The organism is Mycobacterium sp. TH-M106, from assembly GCF_057473765.1.
The window spans coordinates 1-9220 of the sequence record NZ_JBYCLE010000185.1 but is presented as its reverse complement, the minus strand read 5'-3'; the positions used below and the strand labels follow the sequence as shown (position 1 = coordinate 9220).

Sequence of the window (9220 nt, the reverse complement as noted above, 5' to 3'; positions counted from 1 at the left end):
GACCGAGATCGACGACGTAGAACGCGGTTCGCAGGACGCCGACTGGGATCCGGTCAAAGACGCGGCGAAGAAGCTGGCGTTCGCCGAGGATCGGGCGATCTTCGAGGGTTACGCCACCGCGTCGATCGAGGGTATCCGCAGCGCCAGCTCGAACCCGCCGTTGACTCTGCCCGACGATGCCCGCGACATTCCTGACGTGGTCAGCCAGGCGCTGTCGGCGCTGCGGCTGGCCGGTATCGACGGGCCGTATTCGGTGCTGCTGTCGGCCGACGTCTACACGAAGGTCAGCGAAACCACCCAGCATGGCTATCCGATTCGCGAGCACCTGCGCCGTCTCGTCGGCGACGGCGACATCATCTGGGCGCCGGCCGTCGACGGCGCGTTCGTGCTGACCACCCGCGGCGGCGACTTCGACCTGCAGTTGGGCACCGACGTCTCGATCGGCTATACCGCCCACGACGCCGACACCGTGCGGCTGTACCTGCAGGAGACGCTGACGTTTCTATGCCACACCGCCGAGGCCTCGGTCACGCTCAGCGCATAGTGGTGCTGGTGCACGGCCATGTGATGGAGGCGCCCAATCGTTCGGGGATGCGGCCATTGTGGTCAATCTCGCTGCCTTGTATCCGGTCTGAGCGGACACCGCAGCCATCACAACCTGAGCAGGGTGTCCAGCGCGGAGTAGAACAGACCCAACCCGTCGTCGGACGGGCCGGTCAGCGCTTCGACAGCGTGCTCGGGGTGCGGCATCAGGCCGACGATGCGACCGTCGGCCGAGCTGATCCCGGCGATGCCACGCATCGAGCCGTTGACGTCGTCGAGGTAGCGGAAAACCACCCGGCCCTCGCCCTCCAACTCGTCGAGCACCCGCTCGGACGCCACGTAGCGTCCCTCACCGGACTTCAACGGCACCAGCAGCTCCGCGCCCGGCTGGAACCGCGAGGTCCACGCCGTAGCGTTCGATACCACCCGCAGCCATACGTCGCGGCAGACGAAATGCAGCCCGGCGTTGCGGGTGAGCGCACCCGGCAGCAGCCCGGCTTCACACAGCACCTGAAAACCGTTGCAAATGCCCAGAACCGGTAGCCCGCGACCTGCGGCCTCGATGAGTTGGCTCATCACCGGGGCGAACCGGGCGATCGCCCCGGCGCGCAGGTAATCGCCGTAAGAGAAGCCGCCCGGTACCACCACCGCGTCGACACCCTTCAGGTCGGCGTCGCCGTGCCAGAGACTGACGGCCTGCGCCCCGACACAGCGCACGGCTCGGGCGGCGTCGACGTCGTCGAGCGTCCCGGGAAAGGTGATGACACCGATCCGCCCGGTCGTCACTGATCCTCCCGACTGACTGTCCAGTCTTCGATCACCGTGTTGGCCAGCAACGACTCGGCAATCTCGGCCAGCTCAGAATCATCAACCGAATCATCGACCTCAATCTCAAATCGCTTGCCCTGCCGAACATCCGAGACACCGACGTGCCCGAGCCTGGTCAACGCGCCGACGATCGCCTGACCCTGCGGATCGAGAATCTCGGCTTTGGGCATCACATGTACAACCACCCGGGGCAAGGGCTCTTCTCCTCAAGCCTCCTCGACACCTGCCTGCTCGGCGTCGACTCTACCGTTGGCACGACCCGATGTAGGCGACGCAGAGCGGTGCGGTCAGCGCGTCGAGCACCGCGCCGTCGTCCGGTGCCAGCGGCCACGGCACCTCCGGCGGCGCCGCCGACCACAGGGTTAGCTCACTGACGGTACTGCTCGGCAGGTGCGCCACCAGGTAGGTGTGGACGATCACCGGCCCGCTGATCACCGCGGCCAGCCGGTCGGGCTCGTCGGTAGTGAGCGACGGCGACAGCAGCGGTGCCCCACGCTGACAATCGCGCAGTGCACCACGGGCGGTGTCGAAAACCGACGCGGCCAGCTGGCCGCCGCGCCACGTGTCACCGCGCCAGTGCAGGATCTGAGCCTGCAACTGCCATTGGCCTTCCGGTTTGGCCACGTCAGCCCGCGCGGCGACCGCATACTCTCGGGGGTCCGCCGGCACCGGCGAGGTGGCGCACAGCTGCTCGAACCTGAACCGCGGCGTCGATCGTGGTGCGCCGGCCAACTGCGCGACCACGCTCGCCAGTGCCGGCCAGCGGTACACCGAGTTCAACGGCACAGTCGCGGAATCGATCCAGGCGGAATTGGGGATCTGGTCACACAACGTGGGACAGGTCTCGGGTTCGGCGCGTACGGGCGCACCCGCTAGCTCGGCGACGATCAGCACCGCCGCCATGCCCGCCCGGCTTGCCCGCATCCCGCACACCCCCTTCGAGGGCACAATCGTAGACATGAAACTGACGCATTTCGGTCATTCCTGCCTGCGTGCCGAATTCGATCACACCGCCGTGCTGTTCGACCCGGGCATCTTCGCGCACGGTTTCGAGGGCATCACCGGCCTGGCCGCTATCCTGATCACCCATCAGCATCCCGACCACGTGGACGTCGCGCGCCTTCCGGCGCTGATCGCGGCCAATCCAGGAGCGGCGCTCTACGCCGATCCGCAGACCGCCGCCCAGCTAGGAGCGCCGTGGCGAGCGGTCCGGGTCGGTGACCAGTTCACGATCGACGGGCTGACGGTGCGGGGCATGGGAGGGCGACACGCGGTGATCCACCCGGAGATCCCGGTGATCGACAACATCTCGTACCTGGTCGGCGACGACGCGCACCCGGCCCGATTCATGCATCCCGGCGACGCGCTGTTCGTCCCGGACGAACCGGTCGACGTGCTGGCCACCCCGGCGGCGGCGCCGTGGATGAAGATCGCCGAGGCCGTCGACTATCTGCGCGCGGTGGCGCCCACGCGTGCGGTGCCCATCCACCAGGGCATCATCGCCCCCGACGCCCGCGGCATCTACCACGGCCGGCTCGCCGAGATGACCGACACCGACTTTCAGGTGCTGCCCGAGGAGAGCACGGTCACGTTCTGAGGGATTGAACGCCGTCTGGTCGTGGCTGGGCTGCTTGGACCCGGCCTTGTCAGGCAGTGATGTCCGGTGAGATCGGCCCCGCCACCCGGCGGATGTCGGCCAGCCGTTCTTCACAGATGCGGTAGAAGACCCAGCTTCCGCGACGCTCCCGGGTGACCAGGCCGGCCTCGTGAAGAACCTTCACGTGGTAGCTCACGCTCGGTTGGGAGATACCGAGTGGGCCGGTCATGTCATAGCCGCATTCCCCGCCTGGTCTGGCTCTGAGCAATCCGAGGAGTTGGACCCTGGTCGGGTCAGCCAGGGCCTTAAACAACTTGGCAATCCGTTCGGCCTCAGCGCGCGACACGGCTTCGTCCAGCCGCGGATAGGAGCTGGTGTCCGCGGTCCTCGCCGCGGCACGTGCCGTCGTAGCGGTGGCAGGCGGCGTGTCCCGAGAAACTGTCATATCAAGATATTGACAATTATCGAATAGCGTTGCAAGCTCCTACGAGCATCGCTTGCGTCTATGTACTGGAGACGAACGTGTCCAAACTGCCTGATCCCGGTGTTCGGTGCCCGACGACCGATGGCGGCTGAGAATGCCGGCGCTGCGGGCCGGCCGGCACCGGACAGTCTCCACGCGTCGGCGGGAGCAGCGTGATGGCCGGCCAACAGACCGATACCGTGGCCTACCGAAATCCTGAAGCCCTGGCCACACCCGGGTGGCTCGCCCAGCATCTCGACGATCCGTCGATCCGGGTGGTCGATGCGCGCTTTGCCATCCGGGCCGCTTCAGGGGGAGCGCTGGTAGGTGCCGCCGAGCACGACGCCTACCGGGAGGCCCACATTCCCGGCGCGGTGTTCGTGGACGTGATGGGTGACCTCGCCGATCCGGACGACCCGGTCGTGGTGGTATCGCCGCAGCGGTTCGAGGACCTGATGAGTCGCCTCGGGATCGACGATAAGACCACGGTGGTGGTTTACGACGACCATGGGGGAACCTGGGCTGCTCGGCTGTGGTGGGCTCTGCGCTACTACGGCCACGACGCCGTCAAGCTGCTCGACGGCGGCCTGACCCGCTGGCAGGTGAAAGGGTTCCCGCTCGATAGTGAGGTACCCGACCCTTTGCCGGTGACGTTCACCGCCCGGGTCCGGCCCGAGCTCCGGGTCGACGCCGATCAAGTCGCTCACGCCATCGGCCGTGACGACGTCCGCATCGTCGACGCGTTGCCCGAAGTCTTCTTTACCGGTGCGGCTCGTCTCTACCGGGACCACCGGGCCGGTCACATACCGACCGCGTACAACGTGCCGGCGCCGTCGCACATTGATCCGGTCAGCCATAGGTTGTTGCCCGCGACCGAGCTGGCCCAGCTGTGGGAGCCGGTCGGGCTGGAGCCGTCTCGCCGGGTCATCACCTACTGCGGCGGAGGGGTGTTCGGGGCCTTCGCCCTCTTCGCACTCCATGTCATGGGACACGAGAACGCCGCCCTCTACGACGCCTCGTGGATGGAGTGGGGCGCCGACCCGGACCGTCCGGTGGAGACCGGACCGCGTGCTGCGGAACAGGATCGACATCAACCGATGAACTCAAGGAGGCAGTGATGGCGCGGATCAAACTCATCGATCCCGACCAAGCTCAGGGTCGGACGCACGAGGTCTTCGAGCGGGTCAAGGCGTATTACAAGATGGTGCCCGGGCTCCAGCGGGCATTGAACTACTTGCCCGAGACCACGGATGCGTTGTGGACCCTGAGCCTGAATACGGCAATGGAGGGAAGCATCCGTGAAGAGCTCAAGCGGGTGTTCTTCGCGGTGACCGCCTATGAGGTCGAATGTGAATACTGCACCGCGGCGCACATGATCGCCCTGATGGGCAAGAAGTGGAGCCGCCAGGAATGCGTGGAACTCATCGAGGGCAAGCCGTCTCCCCGTCTGACCGATAAGGAGAACGCCGCGGTGGACTTCGCCCGAATCGTCGGCCGTCGTCCCGCCGGAGTCACAGACGAGATGACCGACAAACTACGGTCATTCGGATGGACCGATGCCGAGATCGTCGAGATCGTGGCCTCGGTTGCGTTAATGCGCTACACGACCACCGTGGCCAGCGCGCTCGACGTGCCGCTCGAAGAGGCGATGGAGGGCATAGGTGTGAGCTGCGGGGTGCCACTGGATCGACTCGAGGCTTGATGCACCGAGTACCCGCTCTCGCAGGCGGCCACCAGCCCGGCTCAGCCCCGACGGTGCGGTCAGGCTGCGTCGCGAACCGAGGGATCTGACCGCCAGCAGTACACGCTTGGCGTGCATCCGTGCAGCAAAGCCAGATCAACGGCGTCCAACATCGCCTGCAGCCGTCCGGGATTGCGCAGCTGACCCGCCGCCGCCGCAACCCGCACCACGCCACCACGACGCGCGGTGCGTTCCGCGGAGCGCACCAGCATCCGGCACCACCACGGCTCGCTGAGGAAACCTTCCCCGATACCTAGCACCCGCGCGCGAACGGTAGTGTTCCTGGTCAGGTCCGTGATCCCGTGCAGATCGACTAGCAACCGGAACCCGTTGCGCGGCAACACTGTTAATGTTCCTTGCGACACCGCCCAACCGGGTGCTGCGAACGACCGGGTTCGCAACCCGACCTGATCAAGCACCCGGTCAGCGCCCAGCAGCCGCAGGTTGGCCTCATGCGCGGGCAACGTGGCGAACTCACTGCGGCGCTTCTTGGTGGCTGCTTCGTCGTAGCCGTGCAGCACAATCGCGTCGCCACCGGCGCGCCGGGTAGCCAGCCACTCGACGGTGCGCAGGTCAGCATCGAGTCGGTAGTCACGGTTGAGTCGAGGCGCCACCAGCAACGACACCGGCACGGCGCGGGCGTCCATGTGGGCGCAGAACGTGGCGACATCGGCGCAGGTGCGCTGGCAGATCCCGGAGACCGAGACGATCAGTTGCCCAGTCACACCATCAGTGTGATGCTCCCAGGTGTCGAGACGGTGACATACAGGCAGACGATAGGCGTCGAGTGCCCGGCCGGTTAATTCGGCAGCACCGCCTCTATAGCGGCGATGACCTCAGGCGCGTCAGGCATGGTGCGCGGGCGGAACCGGTTGGCCACCACTGGGCCGGGGGCTATCAGGAACTTTTCGAAGTTCCATTGAACGTCACCGGCCTCCCCGTCGGCGTCAGGTGTTTTGGTCAATTCTGCATAGAGCGGATGCCGTCCTTCCCCGTTGACCTCGGTCTTGGCCAACAGTGGAAACGTCACCCCGTAGGTCGTCGAGCAGAAGGTCTGGATCTCTTCGGCGGTGCCGGGTTCCTGGTTCAGGAACTGGTTGCACGGCACCCCGATGACGGTCAGCCCGCGGTCCGCGTAGTCCTCCGCCAGCTTTTGCAGCGCACTGTATTGCGGAGTCAGACCGCATTTCGAGGCGACGTTCACTACCAGCACGGCGCGGTCGGCGTAGTCGGCCAACGAGGTGCGCTGACCGTCGAGGGTGGTCAGAGAGATCAGGGAGATCTTGGCGAGAGACGAATCGGTCACCCCGCCGACGCTACTCCTCACGAAACCTCAGCCGCCGAAGAGCATCGCTGCGATCCGCTCCACGGTCGCCATCGGATCGGCGGACTTCACCCGAGGGTTGATCGCGTCGTTGAACCATAGCGTCGAAAACTCGTGCACCAGCGACCAGACCGCCCCATCGGCGTCGGCCAGTTCACCGAAACCTTGCAGCTTGTACTTGTCGACGAACTGCCTCATGGCAGGTATCGGATCCGGTCCGGCGACTCCGACGACGGTCACACCCGGGTAGGCCGCAGCGATCCGGCCAACCATCGTCACCGCGACTGTTTTCCGCCCGACCTATTCATGTCCAGAAGTTGTTCCACCGACCACTGATCATCGGCGTGACGACCGTAATGCGCGGCGATCACGGTCCCATCGGGATCGATGAGGAAGTCAGCCGGCAAGCCCAAATGTGTAGTGCCATCAGTTGATCCGACACCAGCATAGTCGGGATCATCACGGTGTCGCAGGGCGGTTGCATACCCGCGAAACGCGGATAGCCACGCCCGGGGATGAGTCAGCGAGCGCCAACCCTTTTCCACGCCGAATGCGCGGTACTGCTTCTTATCGGGGTCGGCCACCACCGTAAACGGCAGCAGGGCCTGATAACCGCGCAGCTTTTCGGCTGGTGAGTGGAAAAACACCACCTCGGTGATCCCGGCGTCGGCGATCTCCTGATGCCGTTCGGCGAAGCTGCGCAGATGCAAATGGCAGATCGGACAGCCCGCGAACCGGCGAAACTGCACGTGTGTTCGTCCCGCAGTCGCCGGTACCCGCACCGGCTGGCCGTTGATGGCCTTAAGGTGGTGTACCGGAACGGTTGCACCGCTGGCCAATTGGCTAACCATAGCGGCACCATACAGCGCGCAGCATCGGCGCGCTAAGCCATTTGTCAGCGACGTGACAGTCTGCACGTCGCTTCCGGCGGTCCCGTTGCAGGTAACGGTCGCCAAAGCGACGCTCATCTCGCTCTCGATGGTCAACGACGCCGGTAAGCCCGTCGACGGTGTCGGCACACCGGGCCACTCGCTGTGGAAAAGCGCCCAACCGCACACGGTGCCGTGGGGTGGGCTCGCTGACCCGTTTCGACCTGCGAACTTGTCAGCGAAATGACACTGCACTAGTAACCTCGTCGGCAGCCTGCCACCATCGGCGGTGTGACCGAGGAGGCACGATGTCCGACCACTCTGCGGGCCCGCTCAAGCATATGGTGCAGTCGCTGACCGGCGGGCAACAGCCTCCCGATGCGCAGGTGCGACACGCGGCCTGGGTGGCACGCTGCGTTGGACGCGGCGCAGCGGCGCCGCTGCACCCCAACGATCTGTCGGCACTCGCGGAAACCTTGCAAGCCAAGCACTTCGCGCCCGGACAAGTGGTCTTCCTCGGCGATCAGGCCGCTGACGGGGTGTGGATTGTGCGGCAAGGACAAATCGAGCTCGCGGTCGGATCCGGACGGCGTCGCGCAGTCGTGGATGTACTTCGTCCCGGCGATGTGGACGGCGACATCCCCCTGCTGTTGGATATGCCGTTGTTTTACACAGCGCGGACATTGACCGACGCCACCTGTCTGTTCCTGGCGCGGCAGGCGTTTGAGCGGCTGCTCGCCACCCGCCCGGCCATCGCGAGGCGGTGGCTGTCGCGTGTGGCACAACGGGTGTCCGCTGGGCAGGCCAGGTTAATCAGCATGCTTGGCAGGCCTCTGCCGGCCCAGCTAGCGCAGCTTCTGCTCGACGAGGCGGTCGAAAAACGAATTGAACTTGCCCAACGCACCATTGCTGCGATGCTCGGCGCGCAGCGTCCATCGATCAACAAGATCCTCAAAGAATTTGAGCGTGATCGTCTCATCACCGTCGGATACGCGGTCATCGAGATCATGGATCCGGACGGGTTGCGGGCTCGCGCAGCATGACGCAGACCGCTGCCCAGCCAAGTCATTCAGCTCCCCAGGCACGCTGTACGCCTGAGGTCAACATCGGCCACGCCCGGGCCGCCGTCGCGGCGACCGGACTGGACCAGCGGGTGCACTTCCAGCATGGTGATACCGAAGATCTTCCACTGCCCGAGAACACATTCGATGCGCTGGTCTGCGAATGTTCGCTGTGCACGTTCCCGGACAAATACGCCGCCGCCGGTCAGTTCGCGCGCATCCTGCGCCCGGGCGGCCTGGCCGGAATCACCGATGTCACCATCACCGACGCCGGCCTACCGGCCGAGCTGACCACACTGGCGGCGTGGGTCGCCTGCATCGCTGATGCCCGATCGATCGCCGACTACACCGGCATCCTCGCCAGCGCGGGACTGCACGTACGACACACGCAAGCCCACGAAGACGGCCTGCTGAGGATGATCGAACGCATCGACGCCCGGATCACCGCGCTGCGAATCTTGGCGCCACAAGCTCTCGCCGACAATGATATTCAACCCGATACCGTGCTGGCATACACCCAGCTAGCGACCGATGCGGTTAAAGCGGGCTGCATCGGATACACCCCGATGATCGCGGAGAAAACATGACCCACCCCCGGACGGCCCGTAAATCTCTCGTGGCGCGTGTTCAGCCGGCATATCGTCAGACGACCGACACGCTGAACAACCTGGCCTGGCTGCCGAACTTGGTGCTGCGACTCACCGTCGGGTTCATGTTCTTCAGCGGCGCCGTGGGCAAACTCGGTGATCTCGGGAAGTTCACGGCCATGTTTGCCGGCCTGGGCATTCCCGCCG

15 protein-coding genes are annotated in these 9220 nt (G+C 65.4%); 7 read left to right on the top strand and 8 right to left on the bottom strand.

Translation table 11 applies throughout. The features are described 5' to 3' along the window. Positions 1 to 544 (top strand): family 1 encapsulin nanocompartment shell protein (locus AC2VOP_RS06390; RefSeq protein WP_486960173.1); only part of this gene is annotated, 544 nt, incomplete at its 5' end. A 107-nt stretch (positions 545 to 651) separates the two neighbouring features. Here the strand turns inward: AC2VOP_RS06390 and purQ are convergent. The 3 genes from purQ to AC2VOP_RS06375 are packed head-to-tail and all read right to left on the bottom strand — an operon-like array spanning position 652 to position 2331. Beyond that, positions 652 to 1329: a phosphoribosylformylglycinamidine synthase subunit PurQ gene (purQ, locus tag AC2VOP_RS06385; protein WP_486960172.1), complete on the bottom strand. Its 678-nt coding sequence runs from the start codon at positions 1327 to 1329 to the stop codon at positions 652 to 654. Beyond that, positions 1326 to 1565, bottom strand: a complete 240-nt coding sequence (purS, locus tag AC2VOP_RS06380; protein ID WP_486960171.1) for a phosphoribosylformylglycinamidine synthase subunit PurS — start codon at positions 1563 to 1565, stop codon at positions 1326 to 1328. The genes purQ and purS overlap by 4 nt, the downstream gene beginning before the upstream one ends. Positions 1566 to 1614: 49 nt before the next feature. Beyond that, a complete protein-coding gene (locus AC2VOP_RS06375; protein WP_486960170.1) occupies positions 1615 to 2331 on the bottom strand; it encodes an ATPase in 717 nt (238 codons plus the stop codon). Between AC2VOP_RS06375 and AC2VOP_RS06370 the strand changes: the two genes are divergently transcribed. Further along, a complete protein-coding gene (locus AC2VOP_RS06370) occupies positions 2330 to 2968 on the top strand; it encodes an MBL fold metallo-hydrolase (protein WP_486960169.1) in 639 nt (212 codons plus the stop codon). The genes AC2VOP_RS06375 and AC2VOP_RS06370 overlap by 2 nt on opposite strands. 49 nt (positions 2969 to 3017) lie before the next feature. On the opposite strand, the gene AC2VOP_RS06365 is transcribed toward AC2VOP_RS06370, so the two are convergent. After that, the gene (locus tag AC2VOP_RS06365; RefSeq protein ID WP_486960168.1) at positions 3018 to 3413 is read right to left on the bottom strand and encodes an ArsR/SmtB family transcription factor; all 396 of its coding nucleotides are present in this window, start codon (positions 3411 to 3413) and stop codon (positions 3018 to 3020) included. A gap of 194 nt (positions 3414 to 3607) precedes the next feature. On the opposite strand from AC2VOP_RS06365, the gene AC2VOP_RS06360 reads away from it, so the two are divergent. Both AC2VOP_RS06360 and AC2VOP_RS06355 read left to right on the top strand, forming a co-directional pair. Next, positions 3608 to 4549 carry a sulfurtransferase gene (locus AC2VOP_RS06360; protein WP_486960167.1) on the top strand — a complete coding sequence of 314 codons (942 nt, stop codon included), beginning with the start codon at positions 3608 to 3610 and terminating at the stop codon, positions 4547 to 4549. After that, positions 4549 to 5133, top strand: a complete 585-nt coding sequence (locus AC2VOP_RS06355; protein WP_486960166.1) for a carboxymuconolactone decarboxylase family protein — start codon at positions 4549 to 4551, stop codon at positions 5131 to 5133. The genes AC2VOP_RS06360 and AC2VOP_RS06355 overlap by 1 nt, the downstream gene beginning before the upstream one ends. A gap of 59 nt (positions 5134 to 5192) precedes the next feature. Here the strand turns inward: AC2VOP_RS06355 and AC2VOP_RS06350 are convergent, their stop codons facing one another. From AC2VOP_RS06350 to AC2VOP_RS06335, 4 genes are all read right to left on the bottom strand, one after another. Beyond that, positions 5193 to 5897 carry a DUF2334 domain-containing protein gene (locus tag AC2VOP_RS06350; RefSeq protein ID WP_486960165.1) on the bottom strand — a complete coding sequence of 235 codons (705 nt, stop codon included), beginning with the start codon at positions 5895 to 5897 and terminating at the stop codon, positions 5193 to 5195. Between the two features lie 74 nt (positions 5898 to 5971). Further along, complete coding sequence (locus tag AC2VOP_RS06345) at positions 5972 to 6478, bottom strand: glutathione peroxidase (RefSeq protein WP_486960164.1); 507 nt, start codon at positions 6476 to 6478, stop codon at positions 5972 to 5974. A 27-nt stretch (positions 6479 to 6505) separates the two neighbouring features. After that, a complete protein-coding gene (locus tag AC2VOP_RS06340) occupies positions 6506 to 6775 on the bottom strand; it encodes a thioredoxin domain-containing protein (protein ID WP_486960163.1) in 270 nt (89 codons plus the stop codon). Further along, positions 6772 to 7335 carry a peroxiredoxin-like family protein gene (locus AC2VOP_RS06335; RefSeq protein WP_486960175.1) on the bottom strand — a complete coding sequence of 188 codons (564 nt, stop codon included), beginning with the start codon at positions 7333 to 7335 and terminating at the stop codon, positions 6772 to 6774. The genes AC2VOP_RS06340 and AC2VOP_RS06335 overlap by 4 nt, the downstream gene beginning before the upstream one ends. A 338-nt stretch (positions 7336 to 7673) precedes the next feature. Here AC2VOP_RS06335 and AC2VOP_RS06330 point away from each other — a divergent pair, with 338 nt between their 5' ends. From AC2VOP_RS06330 to AC2VOP_RS06320, 3 genes are all read left to right on the top strand, one after another. Further along, positions 7674 to 8408 (top strand): Crp/Fnr family transcriptional regulator, encoded by a 735-nt coding sequence (locus AC2VOP_RS06330; RefSeq protein ID WP_486960174.1) that lies wholly within the window; start codon positions 7674 to 7676, stop codon positions 8406 to 8408. Continuing rightward, the gene (locus tag AC2VOP_RS06325; RefSeq protein WP_486960162.1) at positions 8405 to 9013 is read left to right on the top strand and encodes a methyltransferase domain-containing protein; all 609 of its coding nucleotides are present in this window, start codon (positions 8405 to 8407) and stop codon (positions 9011 to 9013) included. Before AC2VOP_RS06330 ends, AC2VOP_RS06325 begins: the two co-directional genes overlap by 4 nt. After that, positions 9010 to 9220: hypothetical protein (locus AC2VOP_RS06320; RefSeq protein ID WP_486960161.1), on the top strand; the 211-nt coding region annotated here is incomplete at its 3' end. The genes AC2VOP_RS06325 and AC2VOP_RS06320, both read left to right, overlap by 4 nt.